The organism is Rhodopseudomonas infernalis, assembly GCF_022271405.1.
In the GTDB taxonomy this organism is placed as follows: Bacteria; Pseudomonadota; Alphaproteobacteria; order Rhizobiales; family Xanthobacteraceae; genus Rhodopseudomonas; species Rhodopseudomonas infernalis.
This window is the reverse complement of sequence record NZ_JAJNAL010000001.1, coordinates 322,013-345,101: the sequence shown is the minus strand read 5'-3', so window position 1 is coordinate 345,101 and position 23,089 is coordinate 322,013. Positions and strand designations below refer to the sequence as shown.

General features: G+C 66.2%; 17 protein-coding genes. 10 read left to right on the top strand and 7 right to left on the bottom strand.

The annotated features are described in order from the left end of the window. The first annotated feature begins 82 nt into the window (after window positions 1-82). On the top strand, window positions 83-3,277 hold the full coding sequence (locus LPW26_RS01515; protein WP_238732462.1) for an efflux RND transporter permease subunit: 3,195 nt from the start codon (window positions 83-85) through the stop codon (window positions 3,275-3,277). After that, the gene (locus tag LPW26_RS01510; RefSeq protein WP_238732461.1) at window positions 3,267-4,466 is read left to right on the top strand and encodes an efflux RND transporter periplasmic adaptor subunit; all 1,200 of its coding nucleotides are present in this window, start codon (window positions 3,267-3,269) and stop codon (window positions 4,464-4,466) included. The genes LPW26_RS01515 and LPW26_RS01510 overlap by 11 nt, the downstream gene beginning before the upstream one ends. Before the next feature lie 132 nt (window positions 4,467-4,598). On the opposite strand, the gene LPW26_RS01505 is transcribed toward LPW26_RS01510, so the two are convergent. Continuing rightward, window positions 4,599-6,113 (bottom strand): acetyl-CoA acetyltransferase, encoded by a 1,515-nt coding sequence (locus LPW26_RS01505; protein WP_238732460.1) that lies wholly within the window; start codon window positions 6,111-6,113, stop codon window positions 4,599-4,601. 194 nt (window positions 6,114-6,307) lie between these two features. Here LPW26_RS01505 and LPW26_RS01500 point away from each other — a divergent pair, with 194 nt between their 5' ends. Next, a complete protein-coding gene (locus LPW26_RS01500; RefSeq protein ID WP_238732459.1) occupies window positions 6,308-7,990 on the top strand; it encodes a flavin-containing monooxygenase in 1,683 nt (560 codons plus the stop codon). 198 nt (window positions 7,991-8,188) lie between these two features. Here the strand turns inward: LPW26_RS01500 and LPW26_RS01495 are convergent, their stop codons facing one another. After that, window positions 8,189-8,968, bottom strand: a complete 780-nt coding sequence (locus LPW26_RS01495; protein WP_238732458.1) for an SDR family NAD(P)-dependent oxidoreductase — start codon at window positions 8,966-8,968, stop codon at window positions 8,189-8,191. A 161-nt stretch (window positions 8,969-9,129) separates the two neighbouring features. Between LPW26_RS01495 and LPW26_RS01490 the strand changes: the two genes are divergently transcribed. Genes LPW26_RS01490 through LPW26_RS01480 form a run of 3 tightly spaced genes read left to right on the top strand, consistent with a single transcriptional unit; the run spans window position 9,130 to window position 11,325 of the window. Then, window positions 9,130-9,930: an enoyl-CoA hydratase/isomerase gene (locus tag LPW26_RS01490; protein WP_238732457.1), complete on the top strand. Its 801-nt coding sequence runs from the start codon at window positions 9,130-9,132 to the stop codon at window positions 9,928-9,930. Window positions 9,931-9,936: 6 nt separating this feature from the next. Further along, window positions 9,937-10,932, top strand: a complete 996-nt coding sequence (locus LPW26_RS01485; RefSeq protein WP_238732456.1) for a phosphotransferase family protein — start codon at window positions 9,937-9,939, stop codon at window positions 10,930-10,932. An 18-nt stretch (window positions 10,933-10,950) separates the two neighbouring features. Beyond that, window positions 10,951-11,325, top strand: coding sequence for a DUF6285 domain-containing protein (locus tag LPW26_RS01480; protein WP_238732455.1), 375 nt, complete (start codon window positions 10,951-10,953; stop codon window positions 11,323-11,325). Window positions 11,326-11,650: 325 nt separating this feature from the next. On the opposite strand, the gene LPW26_RS01475 is transcribed toward LPW26_RS01480, so the two are convergent. Continuing rightward, window positions 11,651-12,430, bottom strand: a complete 780-nt coding sequence (locus LPW26_RS01475) for an enoyl-CoA hydratase-related protein (RefSeq protein WP_238732454.1) — start codon at window positions 12,428-12,430, stop codon at window positions 11,651-11,653. Window positions 12,431-12,556: 126 nt separating this feature from the next. Here LPW26_RS01475 and LPW26_RS01470 point away from each other — a divergent pair, with 126 nt between their 5' ends. Then, window positions 12,557-13,831 carry an acyl-CoA dehydrogenase family protein gene (locus LPW26_RS01470; RefSeq protein ID WP_238732453.1) on the top strand — a complete coding sequence of 425 codons (1,275 nt, stop codon included), beginning with the start codon at window positions 12,557-12,559 and terminating at the stop codon, window positions 13,829-13,831. A 343-nt stretch (window positions 13,832-14,174) separates the two neighbouring features. Here the strand turns inward: LPW26_RS01470 and LPW26_RS01465 are convergent, their stop codons facing one another. Next, entirely contained in the window at window positions 14,175-15,788 is a 1,614-nt protein-coding gene (locus LPW26_RS01465) for a fatty acid--CoA ligase (RefSeq protein ID WP_238732452.1), read from the bottom strand. Between the two features lie 317 nt (window positions 15,789-16,105). Next, complete coding sequence (locus LPW26_RS01460) at window positions 16,106-16,978, bottom strand: SDR family oxidoreductase (RefSeq protein ID WP_238732451.1); 873 nt, start codon at window positions 16,976-16,978, stop codon at window positions 16,106-16,108. 113 nt (window positions 16,979-17,091) lie between these two features. On the opposite strand from LPW26_RS01460, the gene LPW26_RS01455 reads away from it, so the two are divergent. Continuing rightward, window positions 17,092-17,904, top strand: coding sequence for a crotonase/enoyl-CoA hydratase family protein (locus tag LPW26_RS01455; protein WP_238732450.1), 813 nt, complete (start codon window positions 17,092-17,094; stop codon window positions 17,902-17,904). Between the two features lie 146 nt (window positions 17,905-18,050). Next, window positions 18,051-19,592: an acyl-CoA synthetase gene (locus LPW26_RS01450; protein ID WP_238732514.1), complete on the top strand. Its 1,542-nt coding sequence runs from the start codon at window positions 18,051-18,053 to the stop codon at window positions 19,590-19,592. A 276-nt stretch (window positions 19,593-19,868) separates the two neighbouring features. Here the strand turns inward: LPW26_RS01450 and LPW26_RS01445 are convergent, their stop codons facing one another. Together LPW26_RS01445 and LPW26_RS01440 are read right to left on the bottom strand one after the other, a co-directional pair. After that, window positions 19,869-20,750, bottom strand: a complete 882-nt coding sequence (locus LPW26_RS01445) for a LysR family transcriptional regulator (protein WP_238732449.1) — start codon at window positions 20,748-20,750, stop codon at window positions 19,869-19,871. Then, on the bottom strand, window positions 20,747-21,805 hold the full coding sequence (locus tag LPW26_RS01440) for a YeiH family protein (RefSeq protein ID WP_238732448.1): 1,059 nt from the start codon (window positions 21,803-21,805) through the stop codon (window positions 20,747-20,749). Before LPW26_RS01440 ends, LPW26_RS01445 begins: the two co-directional genes overlap by 4 nt. 309 nt (window positions 21,806-22,114) lie before the next feature. Between LPW26_RS01440 and LPW26_RS01435 the strand changes: the two genes are divergently transcribed. Then, entirely contained in the window at window positions 22,115-23,041 is a 927-nt protein-coding gene (locus LPW26_RS01435; protein WP_238732447.1) for a hypothetical protein, read from the top strand. The last annotated feature ends 48 nt before the right edge of the window (window positions 23,042-23,089 follow it).

Sequence of the window (23,089 nt, the reverse complement as noted above, 5' to 3'; positions counted from 1 at the left end):
GGCTATTGGGCGGTGGTTGGGTAAGTCTGCTGAGGGCCGTGTGGCAGCGCGGCCACCTCCAATGATCGGGGAACGCCGACGGATGATATCGCTGGTCCGCATCGCACTGAGCCGGCCCTACACCTTCGTGGTGCTCGCGCTGCTCCTGCTGATCGTCGGGCCGCTCGCCGCGATGCGCACGCCCACCGATATCTTCCCCGAGATCCGCATTCCGGTGATCGGCGTGGTCTGGCAGTACACCGGCCTGCCGCCCGATCAGATGGCCGGCCGCATCACCACGCCGTTCCAGCGCGCGCTGACCACCACGGTCAACGATATCGAGCATATCGTCGCGAACTCGTATAACGGCTTCGGCATCGTCAAGATCTTCTTCCAGCCCAACGTCGATATCCGCACCGCCAATGCGCAGGTGACGGCTATCTCGCAGACGCTGCTGAAACAGATGCCGCCGGGCGCGACGCCGCCGCTGATCCTGAACTACTCGGCCTCGACCGTCCCGATCATCCAGCTCGCGCTGTCCGGCGACGGCATGACCGAGCAGAGCCTCGCCGACCTCGCGATCAATCAGCTCCGCACGCCGCTGGTCACCGTCCCCGGCGCCGCGATTCCGTGGCCGTTCGGCGGCAAGCAGCGGCAGGTGCAGATCGACCTCAATCCCGGCGCGCTGCAGGCCCGCGGTCTGTCCGGGCAGGACGTCGCCAACGCGCTGGCGGCGCAGAACCTGATCACCCCGGTCGGTACCCAGAAGATCGGCGAGTTCGAGTACGTCATCCAGCTCAACAACTCGCCGCGGCAGATCGCCGATCTCGGCAATCTGCCGATCAAGGCGGTGAACGGCGCGATGGTCTACATCCGCGACGTCGCCTCGGTGCGCGACGGCAACCCGCCGCAGACCAACATCGTCCATGTCGACGGCAACCGCTCGGTGCTGATGATGGTGCTGAAAGCCGGCGCCGTCTCGACGCTCGACATCATCGACGGCATCAAGCGCAAGGTCGCCGAGGTCAAGGATGCGATGCCGGAGTCGCTCAAGATCGCCTTCATCGGCGATCAGTCGGTGTTCGTGCGCGGCGCCATCGCCGGCGTCGCGGTCGAGGGCGTGATCGCGGCGCTGCTCACCAGCGTCATGATCCTGCTGTTTCTCGGCAGCTGGCGCTCGACCATCATCATCGCCGTGTCGATCCCGCTGTCGGTGCTGGGCGCCATCGTCTGTCTGGCGGCGATCGGCGAGACGCTGAACATCATGACGCTGGGCGGCCTCGCGCTCGCGGTCGGCATTCTGGTCGACGACGCCACGGTGACGATCGAGAACATCAACTGGCATCTGGAACAGGGCAAGGACGTCGAGACCTCGATTCTCGACGGCGCTCATCAGATCGTGACGCCGGCCTTCGTGTCGCTGCTGTGCATCTGCATCGTATTCGTGCCGATGTTCTTCCTGCAGGGCGTCGCGCGCTTCCTGTTCGTGCCGATGGCCGAAGCGGTGATGTTCGCGATGCTGTGGTCGTTCATCCTGTCGCGCACGCTGGTGCCGACGATGGCCAAGTATCTGCTGAAGCCGCATGTGCATCACGGCAGCCTCGACGGCAAGCAGCGCTCGCGCAATCCGCTGGTCCGCTTCCAGCAGGGGTTCGAGGGGCTGTTCGCGCGCTTCCGCCACGGCTACGGCGATCTGCTGACGCTGGCGATGGGGCATCGCAGGCTGTTCGTCGCCGGCTTCCTCGCCGTCGTCGCGGTGTCGTTCACGCTGGTGCCGTTCCTCGGCCGCAACTTCTTCCCGTCGGTCGATGCCGGCCAGATCCTGATGCACGTTCGCACCCAGGTCGGCACCCGCGTCGAGGAAACGGCCAATCAGCTCGCCGACGTGCAGAAGGCGATCCGCGCGATCATTCCTCCGGACCAGATCGAGACCATGACCGACAACATCGGCATGCCGATCTCGGGCATCAACCTGACCTACAACAACACGGGCGTGATCGGCACGCAGGACGGCGATATCCAGATCAAGCTGAAGGGCGAGCATCGGCCGACCGAGGACTACGTCAGGCTGCTGCGCGAGCAGTTGCCACGGCAGTTCCCCGGCATGAGCTTCGCCTTCCTGCCGGCCGACATCGTCAGCCAGATCCTCAACTTCGGCGCACCTGCGCCGATCGATCTGCAGGTGCGCGGCGCCAATCTCGCCGCCAATTTCGAATATGCCGGCAAGCTGCTGGCCAAGATCAAGCGCATTCCCGGCGTCGCCGACGCGCGGCTGCAGCAGTCGCCCAACAACCCGACCTTCAATATCGATGTCGACCGCACCCGCGCACAGTATGTTGGCCTGACGACGCGGGACATCACCAACAGCCTGGTGGTGAACCTCGCCGGCTCGTCGCAGGTCGCGCCGACCTATTATCTCAACCCCGACAACGGCGTGTCCTATTCGATCGTGATGCAGACGCCGCAATATCAGATCGACTCGCTGGGCAAGCTCGAGACCATCCCGATCTCCGCGACCGGCACCGCCGGCGCCAGCGCGCCGATCCTCGGCGGCATCGCCGACGTCACGCGCTCCGCCGGCAACGCGGTGATCTCGCAATACGACATTCAGTCTATGGTGCAGATCTTCGCCACCACGCAGGGCCGCGATCTCGGCGCGGTGTCGGCCGACATTCGCAAGGTGATCGACGAGACCAAGGCCGAGGTGCCGAAGGGCTCGTCGGTGGTGCTGCTCGGCCAGGTGGAGACCATGAACAGCGCATTCTCGGGCCTGCTGTTCGGTCTGCTCGGCGCGATCGTGCTGATCTATTTGCTGATCGTGGTGAACTTCCAGTCCTGGGCCGATCCGTTCGTGATCATCACGGCGCTGCCGGCCGCGCTCGCCGGCATTGTCTGGATGCTGTTCGCCACCGGCACCACCATGTCGGTGCCGGCGCTGACCGGCGCGATCATGTGCATGGGCGTCGCCACCGCCAACAGCGTGCTGGTGATCTCGTTCGCGCGCGAGCGTTATGCGGTGCTGGGCGATCCGGTGCAGGCTGCGCTGGAGTCCGGCTTCGTTCGTTTCCGCCCGGTGCTGATGACGGCGCTGGCGATGATCATCGGCATGGCGCCGATGGCGCTCGGGCTCGGCGAGGGCGGCGAGCAGAACGCGCCGCTCGGCCGCGCCGTGATCGGCGGCCTGATATTCGCCACCGTCGCCACCCTGATGTTCGTGCCCGTGGTGTTCAGCATGGTTCACAAGAAGCAGCCGCCGCAAGACGCAGCGCCGGCTCCGGAGATGTCGCATGTCCACTGAGGCGCCACCGCGCAAGTCCCGTCGCGGTCTCGGCATCGCCGGCCTGCTGCTCGCCTGCGGCGCGGTCGCGGTCGTCGTCACCGGCATCAGCGCGCGGCAGAAGAGCAGCGCGGAACTGCGCGCCTGGACCGATGAGCAGGCGATATCGAGCGTCGCGGTCGCCAAGCCGGACGGCAAGGCGCGCGCCGCCACGCTCGATCTGCCGGGCCGGCTCGAGGCCTATTCCCGCGCGCCGATCTACGCGCGCGTCTCCGGCTACGTGAAGAGCTGGAGCGCGGACATCGGCGCGAAGGTCAAGGCCGGCCAGGTGATCGCCGAAGTCGAGGCGCCGGATCTCGATCAGCAATTGCTGCAGGCTCGCGCCGATCTTCTCAGCCAGCAGGCCAGCGCGCGGCTGTCGGAAGCGACGCTCAACCGCCGCAAGACGCTGGTGGCGTCGAACTTCGTGTCCGCGCAGGAGATCGACGAACGCACCGCGGATCTGTCGAACAAGAAGGCCTCGGTGAAGTCCGGCGAGGCCAATGTCGAGCGGCTCGAAGCGCTGGCCGGCTACAAGAAGATCACCGTGCCGTTCGACGGCGTCGTCACCGAGCGCAACACCGACGTCGGCGCGCTGATCAGCGCCGGCTCCAACGCCGGGCCGGCGATGTTCATTGTCTCCGACATCGCCAAGCTGCGCGTCTACGTCAACGTGCCGCAGACCTACGTGCCGATGATCCGGATCGGCGCCAAGGCGGTGATCACGCTGCCGGAATATCCGAACCGGACCTTCCCGGCGACGGTCGAGGCCTCGTCGCAGTCCGTCGACTCCACCACCGGCACCACGCGGATGCAGCTCGCGCTCGACAATCCGAAGGGCGAACTGATGCCCGGCGGCTATGCCAATGTGAAGCTCAGCCTGTTGAGCGATCAGGTGTCGCTTTACATTCCGGCGAGTGCGTTGATGTTCAATCGCGCCGGGCTGCGTGTCGCGACCGTCGGCCCCGATGACCGCGTGCAGTTCAAGGACGTCAAGATCGCCCGCGACCTCGGCCGCGAAATCGAACTCGCCTCGGGCCTGTCGCCCGACGACCGCATCATCATCGCGCCGCCCGACGGCCTGTCCAGCGGCGAGAAAGTCCGCGTCGTCGGCGGCGACGGCGCCAGCGGAAAGCCGACGGCGTCGGAGAAGCAGGACGTGAAGGGATAGTTCGTCGTCATTGCGAGCGCGGCGAAGCAATCCAGCGCCACGCGTGCGGCGTGGATTGCTTCGTCGCTTCGCTCCTCGCAATGACGGATCGCAGCTTTGCAGCGCTCTGCCGGATTCCTCGAGAGGCTCGTGTTAGCTAGCCGCTCGCAACTCCGGCACGCCATCGGCGCCGATCGTGATCTCGCCGCGCGTGCCGATCGGGCTGCGGTCCATGTTCGTCAGGAACGCCAGCGTCGCCTGATCCTGTGCCGGAACCCGCGCCAGGGTTCGCGCGCCCCCGGACGTCCGCAGCACCACGACGCCATGCTCGACCTCGCCGCGGCCGGTGTAGATCACCGTGAAGCTCTCGACCGTGCCGTCGCCTGTTGCGTCGGTGATGAACGGCGGCACCTCGCCGTAAGCCGCGTCGGCCCTGGCCTGGACGCTGACGCTCTCGCTCAGCGCCTCGCATTGCGGCGTGCGCGACACCACCAGGGCGTGGTGCTTGGTGACGAAGCCGCCTTGCCCGTAAAGCAGGCCGAGCTTGCCGCCGCCGCGCAGCTTGCGCACCATCGCGCAGGCGGCGTGGGTCATGTAGGTGTTGAGCGGCGCGCCGAAGAACGTCAGTCCGCCGGTCACGGTGGGCTGCACGTCGTCGCCGAGACCCAGCGTCCGCCGCGCCATCTTCGGCACCACCGGGAAGCAGGAATACAGCTCGATCGCATCGAAGGCGCGGCCGTCGCCTCCGACCAGAGACTTGATCGTGTCCAGCACGGCGTTCTGGGCGTGACTCTGAACGAACTGATCGCGCGCCAGAAAATCGCGCGGCTCTTCGGCCGAAGCGCCGCCGTGAATGTAGATCAGCTTGTCGTCGGCAATGCCGGCCTCGCGCGCTTTCGCCAGCGACGTCAGCAGCACCGCGGCGCCCAAATTGACGCTGGGATTCGCCACCATCAGCTTGGTGTAGGGCCACGCGATCAGCCGGTTGTCGGCGGACGGCGTGGTGATCTCGTCGGGCGTGAAGCCGCGCTTGATCCAGGCGTTCGGATTGGCCGCAGCGGCCTCTGCGTAGCGCGACCACAGAACCCCGGACTCATCGAGCGCCTGACGCGGCGTCTGCCCCCAATGCGCCGCGGTCGCGGCCTCGTACAGCGGATACACGGTGATCGGCCGCGCCACGCCGAGCTGGGTGGCGAGCGGCTTCTGGAACGCCGCGCCGCGCTTCGGCTCGGGCGCATCGCTGGCGAACGGCGTCCACGGCAGCTCGAGTTTGGCGCGCGCCGCCTTGGTGGCGGTCGATTGCGCCTCGGCGCCGCAGACCACCGCGACCTGGGATTCGCCGCGCGCGATCCGGAGCGCTGCCTCGTGAATGAACCGGATCGGGCTCTCGCCGCCGACCGGCCCGTAGTAACAATGCCGCGGCGTCACGCCGAGCCTTGTGGCGAGCTGCTGTTCCGGATCGTGATAGCGCCAGCTCAGGAAGTTGACGATATCGAGCGAGTCGATCTCGCGTGTCAGGGTCGCCGCGCTGTCGTCGCCGGCGCGTCGCACCGCGGCTTCCAGCAGCGCCAACGGCTCCAGCCCCTGTGCGATGTCCTTGGGGTGATCGGCGATCTCGCCGACACCGGCGATGACGGGAATGCGGTCTGGCGGAAGCTCGGCTTTCATGATGCTGCGGCTCGTTTCTTGTTGTCGTTGGTCGGCTGGTTCGAGCCCATTCTTAGCCGGCTCGATGGCATTTGTCGCGGCCGGGTCGCGGTGGCTGGCCTCCGTTTCCGCCCTACAGAATATAGTGCTCTTGCGCTTTGCGCCGGCGAAGGAAATGCTGGGGTCAACAAACAACAAAATCTGGGAGTGGAACCATGACCGCAGGCGAAGGTCGACCGGGCAACGTCCCGCAAGCGCATTACGATGTCATCGTGGTCGGAGCCGGCTTCGCCGGCATGTACTTGCTGCACCGGCTGCGCGGGCAGGGCTTTACGGTCCGCGTGTTCGAGCAGGGATCGGGCGTCGGCGGCACGTGGTACTGGAATCGCTATCCCGGCGCGCGCTGCGACGTCGAGAGCATGCAGTACTCCTACTCGTTTTCCGAAGAGCTGCAGCAGGAATGGGACTGGAGCGAACGCTACGCGCCGCAGCCGGAAATTCTCGCTTACGCCGACCACGTCGCCGACCGTTTCGATCTGCGCCGCGACATTCAGTTCGACACGCGGGTCGAGGCCGCGCTGTTTGACGAACACGAGCAGCGCTGGACGGTGACGACCTCGGACGGGGCGACGGCGTCGGCGCAATTCGTCGTGCTCGCGACCGGGTGCCTGTCCAACGCCCGCATGCCGGACATCGCCGGCGCGGCCGACTACAAGGGCGCGATCTATCACACGGCGCATTGGCCGCATCGGCCGGTCGATTTCACCGGCCTGCGGGTCGGCGTGATCGGCACCGGCTCGTCGGCGATTCAATCGATCCCGCTGATCGCCGAGCAGGCCGAGCGGCTGACCGTGTTTCAGCGCACCGCCAATTTCTCTGTCCCGGCCCGCAACGCGCCGCTCACTGCCGAGGAGCGACAGTGGTTTCGCGACAACTATCCCGAGATCCGCCGCAAGGCGCGCGAGGAGATGCGCAACGGCATCTTCACCGAGCCCCCGCAGAAGGGCGCGTTCGACGATCCCGACGAGGTGCGCCGGCAGAATTACGAAGGCCGGTGGACAAGCGGCGGGCTGACCTTCATGGCGGCCTACAACAATCTGGCGTTGGAGAAAGCCGCCAACGACACCGCTGCGGACTTCATCCGGGGCAAGATCGCCGAGATCGTCAAGGATCCGGTGGTCGCCGGCAAGCTGCAGCCGACCAATCATCCGGTCGGCTCCAAACGCATCTGTGTCGACACCGATTACTACGCGACGTTCAACCGCCCCAATGTCGAGCTGGTCGACCTGCGCGCCGATCCGATCGACCGGATCGTGCCGGACGGGCTGCGCGCCGGTGTGCGGCACTATCCGCTCGACGCGATCGTCTTCGCCACCGGCTTCGATGCGATGACGGGATCGGTCGCGAAGATCGCCATCCGTGGCAGGGCGGGCCGCACTCTCAACGACAAATGGGCCGAAGGCCCGCGCACCTATCTCGGACTGATGACCGAGGGTTTTCCGAATCTGTTCGTCGTCACCGGTCCGGGCAGTCCGTCGGTGCTGAGCAACATGATCCTGTCGATCGAACAGCATGTCGACTGGATCACCGATTGCCTGGTGGCGATGCGGGATCGCGGCGCGGCTTGCATCGAGGCGACCAGGCAGGCGGAAGACAATTGGGTCGCGCACGTCAACGAAGTCGCGGCGGGGACGCTCTATCCGCAGGCGAATTCCTGGTACATGGGCGCCAACGTGCCCGGCAAGCCGCGCGTGTTCATGCCCTATATCGGCGGCGTCGGCGTCTATCGCCAGATCTGCAACGACGTCGCGGCGAAAGGCTACGAGGGGTTTGTGATGAGCGGCAGTCTCACTGCCGAGCGCCGAACTGCGGAGTCCGAACGCGCCGTGGCAAACTGATGATCAGATTGCGCAGAGCCTCTCACCACGTCGTGCCCGGGCTTGTCCCGGGCATCCACGCCTTGCGGCAGCCGCGGTAGAAAAGGCGTGGATGGCCGGGACGAGCCCGGCCATGACGGAGAGGATGAGCGAGACGCAGACCAGGAGGGCGAGCGTCAAGCGCGATGACGACGACGCAGCGGTCGTCGCCCGTGAGCCTCAGAACGCCGTGTAGCCGCCGTCGATCACGAACGTGTCGGCGGTGTGATACGACGAGGCCTTGCTCATCAGGTACACGGCGATGCCGCCGAAATCTTCAGGCTCGCCGAAGCGGCGCACCGGAATACGCGGCATCACGTTGGCGACGAATTTGTCGTTGCCCATGATGCCGGCGGTCATGTCGCTCTTGATCCAGCCGGGCAGGATCGCATTCGCTGTGATGTTGTGGCGGGCGAGTTCGACCGCGAGGGCCCGTACCAGCGCGTTGATCGCCGCCTTGGTGGCCGCGTAGTGCTCGTTGCGCGCGGTGCCGAAGATCGACGCGAGGCTCGAGGTCGCGACCAGCCGGCCGAAGCCATCACCATTGGCGGCGCGTTCGGTCATGTGCCGCGCCGCGGCCTGGAAGGCGTGGAAGACGCCGTCGAGATTGGTGGCGAACATCGTGCGCCACTGCTCTTCGGTACGGTCGATGAAGGCCTGCCGACCGCCGCCGCCGATGCCCGCATTGGCGAAGCAGCCGTCGACGCGACCGAATGACTTCAGTGTCGACTCCATGGCGGCTTTCACCGACGCCGGATCGGTGACGTCGCAGACCTGCGCCTCGGCCTTGCCACTCAAGCTGGAGAGGCTTTCGACCGCGGCCTTGTTCTTGTCCGGATTGCGGCCCCAGATCGAGACGTTGCAGCCCGCGGCGGCGAGCGCCTGCGCCATGCCGAGACCAATGCCGCCGTTGCCGCCGGTGATGACCGCGACGCGGCCGCTCAGATCGAAAATGCTCATACAGCGTTTCCATTTTTGTTGTTGGGCGCTAAACCGTGCACCACGGTTGCGCGCTGCGTTCGTGGCTCGACCATGGACAAGCGCGCCGCAAAAATCAAATATGGCTTCGGAGAACGAGGCCCTTCCACATCGCGGAATAACGCGGACCCAGCGAGGAAACTATGCAGTTCAAACACGTCACGCTCGAATTCGACGGGCCGGTCGCCGTCCTGAAGCTCGACCATCAGGAAGTGATGAACGCGGTGTCGATCGACATGCTGGGCGGCCTCGGCGACGCGCTCGATGCGATCGAGGAGAAGCGCGCCGAAGTGCGCTGCCTGGTGATCACCGGCGCCGGCCGTGCGTTCTGCACGGGTGCTAATCTGCAGGGCCGCAGCTCCGGCAACAACATGAGCCAGAGCGGCAAGGGCGCGGGCGCCGCGCTCGAGACCGCCTTCCATCCGTTCCTGCGCCGGCTGCGCAAGCTGCACTGCCCGATCGTCACGTCGGTCAACGGGCCGGCCGCCGGCGCCGGCATGAGTTTCGCCCTGATGGGCGACATGATCCTGTGCGCCAAGTCGTCCTACTTCCTGCAGGCGTTCCGTCGCATCGGTCTGGTGCCGGATTGCGGCTCGACCTGGCTGCTGCCGCGCCTCGTCGGCAAGGCGCGATCCGTGGAGCTGTCGCTGCTCGGCGAGAAGCTGCCGGCCGAGAAGGCGCTGGAATGGGGTCTGGTCAATCGCGTCTATGACGATGCCGAGCTGTGGGCCGAGACCATGAAGCTCGCGCAGGAACTCGCCAACGGCCCGACCATCGCGCTGTCGCTGATCCGCAAGCTGTATTGGGACTCCCCGGAGAACTCGTTCGAGGAACAGCTCAACCTCGAATTCGAATCGCAGCGCATCGCCGGCTCGACCGACGACTTCAAGGAAGGCGTCGGCGCGTTTCTCGAGAAGCGTCCGGCGAAATTCCAGGGCAAGTAACCGCGAATGACCAAGGCCGCGATTGCGGACGCGCTCGCGCACAGCGTCAGGCGCTGGTGCGCGGGCGCCACGGGAATCCGCGCCGCCGCGCAGCTGTCCGGCGGCGCGAGCCAGGAGACGTGGTCGTTCGTGATCGAGCGGCCGGATGGCGATGTCGCCGCGATCCTGCGCCGCTCGCCGCCCGGCTACGGCAGCGTGTCGGGCCGTGCGGCGGGGCTCGACGCTGAAGCCGAACTGATGCGGCTCGCTTATCAGGCCGGCGTGCCGTCGCCGCGCGTGCTGCATGTATTGACCGACGACGATCAGCTCGGCGCCGGCTTCATCATGGAGAAGGTCGAGGGCGAAACTATCCCGCGCAAGATTTTGCGCGACGCTGAGTTCGCCGCCGCGCGCCCGAAGCTGGCGCGGCAGATCGGCAGTATCCTCGCCGGCCTGCACGGCATCGATCGCGCCGCGCTGCCTGCGCTGCGGACGATCAGTTCGACCGAAGAGATCGAGCTGCTGCGCGCCGATTATCGTGGCATGCAGTGGCCGCGCCCGGTGTTCGAGCTGGCGCTACGCTGGCTCACCGACCACGACCCCGGCGCGTCGAAAGTGATCGCGCTGGTACATGGCGATTTCCGCCACGGCAATCTGATCATTGGTGCTGACGGCGTGCGCGCCGTGCTCGACTGGGAGCTGGCGCATTGCGGTGACCCGATGGAGGATCTCGGCTGGGTGTGCGTCAACTCGTGGCGGTTCGGCGAGATCGACAAGCCGGTCGGCGGCCTCGGCTCGCGCGAGGAAATGTTCGCGGGTTACGAAGCCGCAGGCGGCCACGTCGATCCCGATCGCGTCAAATTTTGGGAAGTGATGGGCACGCTGCGCTGGGGCATCATGTGTTGCGGCATGATGCAGCGGTTCCGCCAGGGTCCCGATCATTCGATGGAGCGCGCGATGATTGGCCGTCGCTCGTCCGAAACCGAGATCGATCTGCTGCGGCTGCTGGCGCCGCGCGGTTAGGTAGGAAAGGCGACGCCGATGCAGGACGAACCGAGGCCCGACGAACTGATCAAGGCGGTCGCCGACTTCCTGCGTGACCAGATCGCGCCGCAGATCAGCGGCCACGCCGCCTTCAAGCTGCGCGTCGGCATCAACGCGCTTGATCTGGTGACGCGACAGTTGACGCTGGCCGATCCAAGCGATGCGGCCGAACTCGCGAGCCTGCAGGGCCTGCTCGGCGCCGATGGTTCGCTGCTGGAACTCAACGGTGTGCTGTCCGAGCGCATCGCCGCCGGCACAATGGATCTGTCGACGCCCGGCCTGCAGGACCATTTGTGGCGCACGACGCTCGCCAAGCTCGCAGTCGACCAACCAAACTACGCGAGCTACCGGCGGGAGCTGGAACAGAAGTAGTTGGTCCGCTGAGCCGTGATCGGCTCGCCGTCGCCACGTCCGACACCTATCGTTCGTCATTCCGGGGCGCGCGCAGCGCGAACCCGGAATCTCGATGAGTTCAGCACGTCCGGATTTCGGGTTCGCGAGCTGCGCTCGCGCCCCGCAATGACGAACGAGAGGCCTTGCGCGCCATTGTTGTCTGCCGTCATTGCGAGGAGCACCCGGATCGGCGCTTCGCGCCGTCCGAGCACAGGCTCCGCGACGAAGCAATCCAGCGTCGTGCTCGGAGCTTCTGGATTGCTTCGCTTCGCTCGCAATGACGGGGGGATGTCGCGCTGACGAACTACTTCCCCGTCCAGTTCGGCTTGCGTTTCTCGGAGAACGCTTTCGGGCCCTCGATGTAGTCCTGCGAGGCGACCATGGCTTTCACTGCCGGGTAGTCGCGCTGCTCGGTGATTGCTTGCGGCAGCGACACTTCGAGGCCGCGGCTCAGCGTCTGCTTGGAGGCGCGGATCGACATCGGCGAGACGGTGCAGATGGTTTCGGCCCAGCGCTCCGCCGCGGCGAGCGCTTCGCCTTGCGGGACGACTTCGTTGACGAAGCCGAGTTCGTAGCCTTCCTGCGCCTTGACGTGGCGCGCGGTGAGGATCATGCCCATCGCGCGCTTCAGGCCGATCTGGCGGGGCAGGCGGTGCAGGCCGCCGGCGAGCGCGGCGAGGCCGACGCGCGGCTCGGGCAACGCGAAGGTTGCGTTCTCCGACGCGATGATCAGGTCGCAGGCGAGCGCGATCTCGAAGCCGCCGCCCATCGCCACGCCGTTGACGGCGGCGATGATCGGCTTGTCGCAATCGAACCGCGAGGTGAGCCCGCCGAAGCCGCTCTCGCCCCAGCCGCGCTTGCCGCCGGCGGCCTGCCACTTCAGATCGTTGCCGGCGCAAAACGCCTTGTCACCGGCGCCGGTGACGATCGCCACCCATTGCTCCGGATCCGCAGCGAATTCGTTGAACACGCCTTCGAGCTCGTAATGCGCATCGGTGTGCAGCGCGTTGTAGACCTCGGGCCGCGACAGCGTGACGATGGTGATCGGGCCCTTGCGGGTCACGGTGGAGAATTGCAGCGCCATCGGCGTTTCCTTTTTTCGTTGAGCAGAATTGATGCGGCTGAAGCGCGCTTGACTTGTCGTGCGCGGCGCATGTTAATCACTCGCTTAACAAGATCAACAACAACACGAAAACCGTGGGAGCACGCCTTGGATTTTTCTCTGCCGCAGGATCTGGTCGCCTATCTGGCCGAACTCGATCGCTTCATCGATGCCACGATCAAGCCGCTGGAACAGGCGGACGACAACATCCGCTTCTTCGATCATCGCCGCGAATGGGCGCGCACCGATTTCGAAGGCGGCGGGCTGCCGCGTCATGAATGGGAAGAGCTGCTGCGCAAGGCGAAGAATCTCGCCGATGATGCCGGGCATTTGCGCTTCGCGATTCCGAAGCGTTACGGCGGCCAGGACGGCACGAATTTGTGGATGGCGGTGATCCGCGAGCACTTCGCCGCGAAAGGCCTCGGCCTGCACAACGATCTGCAGAACGAACATTCGATCGTCGGCAACTTCCCGATCGTGAAGATGCTGGATCTTTACGGCCGCGACGATCAGAAGGCGATGATCGACGGTTCGATCAAGGGCAAGTATCGCATCACGTTCGGACTGACGGAGCCCGATCACGGTTCCGACGCGACCCACATGGAGACGCGCGCCGAACCCGCGACGCGCGACGGCAAGAAGGGCTGGGTGATCAACGGCGAGAAGATGTGGACGACGGGCATGCACGTCGCCACACATTGCGCGCTGTTCGTCCGCACCTCGGGCAACGACGGCGACGCGCGCGGCATCACCTGCTTCCTGGTGCCGTCCGATGCGCCGGGCGTGAAGGTCGAGGAATATCTGTGGACCTTCAACATGCCGACCGACCATCCGCGGGTGTCGTTCAAGGATGTGTTCGTGACCGAAGAGGCGCTGTTCGGCGAGGTCGGGCGCGGCCTGTCGCTGGCGCAGTGCTTCGTGCACGAGAATCGCATCCGGCAGGCGGCATCGTCGCTCGGCGCCGCGGTGTTCTGCATCAACGAGAGCGTCAAATACGCGCGTGAGCGAAAACCGTTCGGCGAGGAACTGGCGCGCAACCAGGCGATCCAGTTTCCGTTGGTCGAACTCGCCACCCAGGCCGAGATGCTGCGCCTCTTGATCCGCAAGACCGCGTGGGAGATGGATCAGATGACCCAGGCGCAGGTCGAGCACACGCTGTCCGACAAGGTGTCGATGTGCAACTACTGGGCGAACCGGCTGTGCGGTCAGGCTGCCGATCGGGCGATCCAGGTCCACGGCGGCATCGGCTATTCGCGCCACAAGCCGTTCGAGCACATCTACCGCCACCACCGCCGCTATCGTATCACCGAAGGCAGCGAGGAAATCCAGATGCGCAAGGTCGCGGGATTCCTGTTCGGCTACATGGGCGCGAACAAGAGGTGAGTGATCAGTAGGGTGGGCAAAGGCGCGCAGCGCCGTGCCCACGCGCCCACGCGATGCGTAGTCCGTGTCCACGCACCGCGTGGGCACGCTTCGCTTTGCCCACCCTACGGTGCTACACGCACAACCTCTCCGTCGTCATTCCGGCGCGCGCGAAGCGCGAACCCGGAATCCATATCCCCTGACTTTGCTGTGCTGGCAGATGCTTGCCACGTGGCGCCTTAACGCGACCACCGTGATTATGGATTCCGGGTTCGCGAGCTACGCTCGCGCCCCGGAATGACAAACGTGAGGGATGTGCGCCGCGGCTTGGCGGCGCAGCGTCGCCGTCCGGTGTAGACGCCGCTCAGTTCACCTGCCGATCCTTCCCCGCCCAATACGGATCGCGGAGGTGGCGGCGCAGGATCTTGCCCGACGCGTTGCGGGGCAGGGCGGGAATGAAGTCGATCGACTTCGGGGTCTTGTAGCCGGCGATGCGGCTGCGGGTGAAGCTGATGATGTCCTGCGCGGTGGCGTCCTTGCCGGGCTTCATCACCACCACGGCTTTCACCGCTTCGCCCCACTGATCGTCGGGCACGCCCACGACCGCGACTTCGGCGACGTCGGGATGGTCGCAGATCGCGCTCTCGACTTCGGCCGGGTAGATGTTCTCGCCGCCGGAGATGATCATGTCCTTGATGCGGTCGTGGATGTAGACGTAGCCGTCTTCGTCCATGTAGCCGGCGTCGCCGGTGCGCAGCCAGTTGTTGCTGTCGATGGTCTTCTTGGTCGCCTCCGGCAGATTCCAGTAGCCGGCCATGTTCGACCCGGAGCGGGTGGCGATCTCGCCGACTTGGCGCGGCGGCAGCGGCTTGCCATCGGGATCGAGGATCGCGATCTCGACGCCGGGCAGCGCCTTGCCGGCGGAGCGCATCCGCTCCAGCCCTTCGACGTGATCCTCGGGCGGCAGCGCCACGATGGTGCCGGTGGTCTCGGTCATGCCGTACATCTGCACGAAGCCGCATTTGAAAACGTCGATGCATTCCTTCAGCAGCGCCGCGGGGATCGGCGAGGCGCCGTACAGCATGTATTTCAGCCGCGAGAAATCGACCTCACGGGCGCGCGGCTGACGCACCACGAACTGCATCGCGGCCGGCACCATGAACAGCTTGGTGATGCCGGACTGCTCGAAGAAATCGAGCACCTTGGTGGGATCGAACTCGCGCGCGATCACGCCCTTGGCGCCGTGATACACGCCCATCATGCCCCAGCCCGAGCCGCCGATGTGGAACACCGGCATCGCCACCAGCGAGACATCCTCGGTCGACCACTTGTTCCAGTCCGGCTTGTTGTCCTGGCCCGCGCGAACCAGCGACAGGAAGTTGGCGTGGCTCAGCATCGCGCCCTTGGGCTTGCCGGTGGTACCCGAGGTGTAGAGCTGGATGGCGATGTCGGACGGCGCGACGGCGACTTGCGGGTCGTCACTCGGCTGCGCATCGCGCCATTTCGTGAAGTCCTGCCACTCCGGCGCGCCGCCTTCGGTGGTGATGATATGGCGGACGCTCGGGATCTGGTCCTTGAGGCCGCGCACCTGATCGACGAATTCCGGACCGACGAACAGGATCGCGGCTTTGCAGTCCTCGACGATGTAGGCGATCTCGGGCCCTGCGAGCCGCCAGTTCACCGGCGCCATCACCACCTTGGCCTTGATGGCGCCGCCCCAGATCTCGAAATAGATATCGCTGTTCTTGCCGAGATAAGCGATGCGCTCGTTCGGCTTGACGCCGGAGGCTTTGAGCGCGCGGGCGATCTGGTTGGTGTGCGCATCGAACTGCGCGAAACTGCTGATGCGGCCTTCGAATTCGTAGACCACCTCGTCGCCGCGGGCCTTGGCCTGCGCGCGGATGACGTCGGCCAGCGTGGCCGGCTCGGACGAAGCTGCCGGCGCGGCTGCGCGGGCCTTCTCCTGAAGGTCGGACATTGTAACTCCCTGGATGTGTTTTTTGTTAGTTGTTGCTTGGCCGGAAGTCTGCCGCGCTTCGCAGGCAAACACAAGCGGGAGGGAGTGTCGCGGGAAGGGGAGGAGGTGCAGGCCGTCGTGGCCAGTGGCGCCGTGGGCAGAGCACAATCGCCACGCAGAGGAAAGGGGTCATCGCCCGGCTTGTCCGGGCGACCCAGTATTCCAGGGCGTTCGTGGTTAGCCGCTGACGCCCTGCAATACTGGATCCCCCGCATGCGCGGGGGATGACGTCGTCGTTAGTTGCTTTGCGCGCCTCAAGATAGCGCACGCGTTGCGTGTTAGCCGCGCTTGGCGCGGTCCTTTTCGTTTTGTGCCTTGATCGAGGCCTTTGCGGTTTCCCAGTCGTCGTTGCTCCAGTCGCGGAGCTGATAGAAGTTGCCGCCCATCGCCAGGCCCTGGGCGCCGTCCATCGCGATGGTTTCGCCGTTGATCCAATCGCAGCCGCCGGAGATCAGGAACACTGCGACGTTCTGCAGCTCTTCCATGGTGCCGACGCGGCCCATCGGGTTCATCTTGATGGTGCGGGCGCCGGCTTCGTCGCCGGGCTTGATCCGCTTGCTCATGCCCTCGGTCGGAATTTCGCCCGGCGCGATGGTGTTGAGGCGGATGCCGTAGCGGCCCCATTCGGTGGCGAGCGACATCGTCATCGCGTGGATCGCCGACTTGCTCATCGCCGAGGGAACCACATAGGGGCTGCCGTTGCGCACCCAGGTGGTGGTGATCGACACTACGTTGCCGCGGTGGCCGCCTTCGACCCAGCGCCGGCCGACCGCATGCGTCACGTAGAAGGTGCCGTGCATCACGATGTTGGCGACCGCGTCGAAGCCGCGCGGCGACAGGTCTTCCGTCCGTGAGATGAAATTTCCGGCCGCGTTGTTGATCAGGTCGGTGAGCGGGCCGTTCGCCCAGATCGTTTCGATCATGTGGTCGACCGCGGCGGAGTCGCGGATGTCGACGCCGTAAGTCATCACCTTGCCGCCGTACTGATCCATCAGCTCGGTGGCGGTCTCGTCGCACACGCCTTTGCGGCGGCCGCAGATATGCACTTCGGCGCCGAGCTGGAGGAAACGCGCCGCCATCGCCTTGCCGAGGCCGGTGCCTCCGCCGGTGACGAGGATGCGGCGGCCTGCGAGAAGCTGATCGGTGAACATGTCTGGTGCCCGGAAAAGTGGAAGGTCTCTGTTGATTAAGCGATTGACTAAATTCCGACAACGCTTTTCTGTACGGCGCACTTGCTGACAATCACAACAGAGGAAACCGCCCCATGAATGATCGCGTTTCGGTGTCGCTGACTGACGGCGTTGCCGACGTCCGGCTGGTGCGGGCGGACAAGATGAATGCGCTCGATGCGGCGATGTTCGAGGCGCTGGTGGCGACGACCGAGCGCCTCGCCAGCGACAAGAGCGTCCGCGTCGTGGTGCTGTCCGGCGAGGGTAAGGCGTTTTGCGCCGGCCTCGATATGGGACGTTTCGCCGCGATGAAGGAGAGCGGCGGCAACGGAATTCCGGGAGGCGAATTTCGCGATCTCACCAAGCGGACGCATGGCCAGGCCAACGCGGCGCAGCAGGCGGTGTGGGGCTGGCGGATGCTGCCGGTGCCGGTGATTGCTGCGGTGCACGGCGTCGCGTTCGGCGGCGGCTGCCAGCTCGCGCTCGGCGCCGATATCCGGCTGATGGCGCCGGATGCCAGGATGTCGATCATGGAAATCAAATGGGGCCTGGTGCCCGATATGGCCGGCACGCCGATCCTGGCGTCGCTGCTGCGCGACGACGTGCTGCGCGAACTCACTTACACTGGCCGCATCGTTGGTGCGCAGGAGGCCGTGAGCCTCGGCCTTGCCACTCGGGTCGTCGACGACCCGCGCGCGGCGGCGCTGGAGATGGCGCGTGAGATCGCCGGCAAGAGCCCGGATGCGATCCGCGCCGCCAAGCGGATGATGAACAATCTCACGGTCGATCCCGGCCCGGCGCTGCTGGCCGAAAGCGTCGAGCAGCAGAAGCTGATCGGCTCGCCCAACCAGACCGAAGCCGTCCGCGCCAACATGGAAAAGCGCGCGCCGAATTTCGCCGACGGGTAGTTCAGCCTCGCCGTCATCCTGAGGTGCTCGCCCGCGAGGGCGAGCCTCGAAGGATGACCGACACGCGTGCTTGCAGCCACATCCTTCGAGGCCGTCGCTTCGCGACGGCGCCTCAGGATGACGACACCTCGAACAAGAAGAAGACCATGACCAACCAACTCCTCCACGGCATCCTGTCCGGCGAACGGCATCGCAGTTTCGACGAGGTCAATGCGCGGGCGGCGCGGGTGGCGGGCGGGCTGCAGGCGCTCGGCGTCGCGCCGGGTGATTGCGTCTGCGTGCTGATGCGCAACGACATCGCGTTTCTCGAAGCCGCCTATGCGGTGATGACGGTCGGCGCCTACATGGTGCCGGTGAACTGGCACTTCAAACAGGACGAGCTCGCTTATGTGCTGGGCGACACCGGCACGCGGGTGCTGATCGGCCATGCCGACCTGCTGCATGAGGCGGCCTCGGTGCTGCCGGCCGGCGTGACGATGTTGAGCGTGGAGACGCCGGCGGAAATTCTGGCCAACTACAAGGTCGCGCCGGAGCATCGCGCCGCGCCGGCCGGCGCCATCGATCTCGACGGCTGGCTGACGCAGCAGAAGCCGTATGACGGCCCGGCGCTGCCGCAGCCGCAGAACATGATCTACACCTCGGGCACCACCGGCCATCCCAAGGGCGTCAAGCGGTTCTCGCCGACGCCGGAGCAGGCCAGGAACAGCGAGGCGATGCGCGCGCTGATCTATGGGCTGAAGCCCGGCGCCCGCGTGGTGTGCCCGGGTCCGCTGTATCACTCCGCGCCGAACGCGTTCGGCATCCGGGCCGGCCGGCTCGGCGGCGTGCTGGTGCTGATGCCGCGGTTCGAGCCGGAGACTTTGCTGCAACTGATCGAACGCCACCGTATCGACACCGTGTTCATGGTGCCGACGATGTTCATCCGGCTGATGAAGCTCCCGGCGGAGGTGCGTAGCAAGTACGATGTGTCGTCGCTCCGCCACGTCATCCACGCCGCGGCGCCGTGCCCGGCCGACGTCAAGCGCGCGATGATCGAGTGGTGGGGGCCGGTGATTTACGAGTTCTACGGCTCGACCGAATCCGGCGCCGTGACCTTCGCCAGCTCCGAGGACGCGCTGAACAAGCCCGGCACCGTCGGCAAGATCGCGCCCGGCGCCGAGATCAAGTTCATCGATGACGACGGCAAGGAGTTGCCGCAGGGCGAGATCGGCGAGATCTTTTCGCGGATCGCCGGCAATCCGGACTTCACCTATCACAACAAGCCGGAGAAGCGCGCCGAGATCGACCGCGACGGCTTCATCACCTCGGGCGACGTCGGCTACATCGACGCCGACGGCTATGTCTTCATTTGCGACCGCAAGCGCGACATGGTGATCTCCGGCGGCGTCAACATCTATCCGGCCGAGATCGAGGCCGCGATCCACGCCATCCCCGGCGTGCACGACTGCGCGGTGTTCGGCATCCCGGACGCGGAGTTCGGCGAGTCGCTGATGGCGATGCTCGAGCCGCAGCCCGGCGTGACGCTGGACGAGGCCTTCATCCGCGACCAGCTCAAGCACGCGCTGGCCGGCTACAAGGTGCCCAAGCACATCCAGATCATGACCGAACTGCCGCGCGAAGATTCCGGCAAGATCTTCAAACGTCGTTTGCGCGATCCGTATTGGGCGCAAGCGGGGCGGACGATCTGAGCCTCGCTCGTCAATCATGCCTCTCCGTCATTGCGAGCGAAGCGAAGCAATCCAGCTCAGTACACGGAGCTGGATTGCTTCGTCGCGGAGCCTGTGCTCGGACGGCGCAACGCGCCGATCCGAGTGCTCCTCGCAATGACGGAGACTGTTACTTAGCACCGCGTCATGGCCGGGCTTGTCCCGGCCATCCACGCCCTTGGACGTCGATCCGCAGTGAAGGCGTGGATGCCCGGGACGAGCCCGGGCATGACGGCAGATCGTCCGAAGTCATTCAAGTCACTCCTCCCGTAGCGCGTCGATCATTGCGGTGACGGCTTTGCTGGCCGTGTGCTCCTTGTGGCGGAGCAAATAGAACGAGCGGCCGGGGAGATCGAAGCGGACGCGGTGCAGCGTGCCGGCGGCAAGGGAGGGCGCGGCGACGAGGTCGGAGATCGCGGTGGCGCAGTCCGATTGCTCGACCGCAGCGCGCAGCGCTTCGTTCGAGGGCAGTTCGAGCCGGACGTCGAGGTCGGCCAGCGCGATGCCGGCCCGGTGCAGCGCGGCCTCGAACAGCGCGCGCGTCCCTGAGCCGCGCTCGCGCAGCACCCAGCCTGTGGCGGTGAGCTTGCTGACCGCGACCCGGGATTGGGTCGCCCACGGATGTTGTCGTCCGACCACGATCGCCAGCGTGTCGCCGGCGATGCGCGTCGCGCTCAGCGCCGGATCGTCGACCTCGCCCTCCACCACGCCGAGATCGGCGCGGCCATGGTGCACGGCCTCCGCGACCTGCTCGGTGTTGGCGATCGACACCTGCAGCGCGATGCCCGGATAGCTCTGCTGAAACGCCAGCAGGCGCGGCGGCAGCCAGTAATTGCCGACAGTCTGGCTTGCGGCCAGCGCCAGCGCGCCACGCTTGAGCCCGGCGAGATCGTCCAGCGCCTGGGCGGCAGCCTTTGCGCGGCTCACCACGGCGCGGGCCTCGCCGAGAAAGTCACGTCCGGGCTGCGTCAGCACGATGCCGCGGCCGACGCGGTCGAACAGCTTGACGTCGTAACGCGCTTCCAGCGCGGCGATCGCCGCGCTGGTGGCCGATTGGGTGAGGTTCAGGTCGGCGGCGGCGCGCGTCACATGCTGCTGTTCGGCGACCGCGATGAAGATGCGCAGTTGCTCCAGTGTCATCCATGCCATCCTGTGAGCTTGATCAGCGTCAGCGAGAAGCTGGCGACGAAAAGGGCCGCGGCGAGGCCGAGCAGGGCCGGCCGCAGGCCGCGCGCCGCGAGCTTGCGCAGGTCGGTTTCCAGTCCCATCGCGGCCAGCGCCATCGCCAGCAGGAAGGTGGTGAGCGCCACGATCTGGCTCTTCACCCCGCTCGGGATCGCCACGACGTGGTTGACCCCGATCATCGCCAGGAAGCCGAGCACGAACCACGGCATCGGCGGCGCGGCATGGCCGGCGCTGCCCGGCGCGTGGCGAAGGCGGGCGCGGGCCAGTAGGCCGAGGCCGATCACCAGCGGCGCCAGCATCGCGACGCGCGACAGCTTGGCAATGGTGCCGAACTCGCCGGCGTCGTGCCCGGCCTGGAAGCTGGCGGCGACGACCTGGGCGATCTCGTGGATCGAGGCACCGGTCCATAGGCCGAATGTCCGCGCATCGAGCCCGAGCGGCCCGGCGAGCAGTGGCAGCGCGATCATCGCGGCGGAGCCGAACACGGTGACGCAGGCGATGCCATAGGCGACGTCCTCGTCGTCGGCGCGGGTCACGGTGTTGGTGGCGATGATCGCCGAGGCGCCGCAGATCGAGGTGCCGGCGGCGATCAGTTCGGCGAGCTTGCGGTCGACGCCGAGCCGGCGGCCGAGCCACACCGTGAAGCTGAAGGTGGCGAGCAACGTCGCCGCGATGATCGCCAGCCCTTCGCCGCCGACCTCGATCAGTTGCGCTGTGGTGAGTTGCAAGCCGAGCAGGATGATGGCGAAGCGCAGCACCCGGCGCAGGCTCACCTTGACGCCCGGCACCGCCCAAGCCGGCGTGCCGACGAGATTGTGTCCGGCGATGCCGATCACGATCGCCAGCAGCATCGGGCTGAGATCGGCCGCGCCCGGCAGCCCATGCAGTGCTGTTGCAGCCGCCGCGATCGTGCCGGTCAGCAGCAGGCCCGGCGCTACGGCTCTGATGTGCCGGGCGAAGTGAGCAGGGCGGTCGGGACGATCGGCATGGACGTTGGCGGGTGCGGGCATGTGCGGCTCCTGAACGGCTGGCGTCCCCACCATGTCGGGCCATTCGAAACATCAATCAAACGGATTGATTTTGTCATTTCAATCATAAAAATCGATTATTTACGCCGCGACCATCGGCGCTGGAACCAGAGCCGCCGGACGCGGTTGGCCCCGCAAGGGCTCGCCGCTGCCAGAATTTTACGGCTTCAGGCAGATAAGTTGCCGCCGGATCGAGCAACCTCCGCGTCGGGGCTCAGGCGTGATAAGATCGGCGCCGCATCGATCGTCCGTCGACCGCGAGCCGTGAGACCAGCTTCAGGAGCTTCGATCATGACTGCCGTGGATTACGAACAACCCTCCGCAAGCAAATGGCATTCCGGATTCGGCGGCTTTCTGCTGCGGGACTGGCCCTATGTGTTGATGCTGCTGCTGTCGCTCGGCGGCGTCGCCTACACCAGCTTCAATCCGACCGGGCTGTATTGGGTCCTGATCACGCCGCTGTTCGGGTTGATCTGTGTGATCGCCCGCTGGCCCAATGTGGTCGGCCGCGACGAGCACATCCATCTGGTGATCTCTCAGGCGCTGCATTGGGCAGCCGTCCTGCTGACGATGCAACTGATGTCGCTGCAGGTGCTGCGAAACGTGACCGGCATCGCCTCGGCCCTGAGTGTGTTGACTCTGCTGGCGCTCGGCACCTTCAGCGCCGGTCTGCACATCCGCTCGTGGAAGGTCAGCGTGGTCGGCGTGCTGCTGGCGCTCAGCGTGCCGTCGGCGGCGTTGCTGCAGCAGTCGGCGCTGCTGATCCTGCTTGTGGTCGCGGTGCTGATTGCGATCGCAGTGCCGTTCGTGTGGGCCCGCCTGCGTTCGCCGGTCGGGCCGGAGCATCCGCTGTACGAGACGCGGACGCACGCCGCCGCTGCCCCGGCCGCCGATGCGCCGATACCTTCGGCGCCCGCGACCGCCACGGCGATGACCGCGACGCCGGCCGCGCCGGTCGCACAGACCACCTTGTTCGAACCGCCGCTGTTCGGGCCGCCGGAGACGACGCCTGCGCCGCGTGCGTCACTGCACGATCCGGTGCTGCCGCGCCCCGCCGCGCCGCCGCCGGTCGGCACCGCCGACCCCGGCCCGACGATCCCGCCTGTGCTGCCGGCCGACCCGGCGGACACGACCGCGCCGCGCGATTCGGCCGACCCGCAGGGTGACGACGAGTCGCGCCCCGACAACAACATCCGCCCGCTGTTCGGCGGGCGCTGACCTCGCCGTGATCGCGCCGCCCGCCGGTTGACCTTGCGTGCGGCGCAC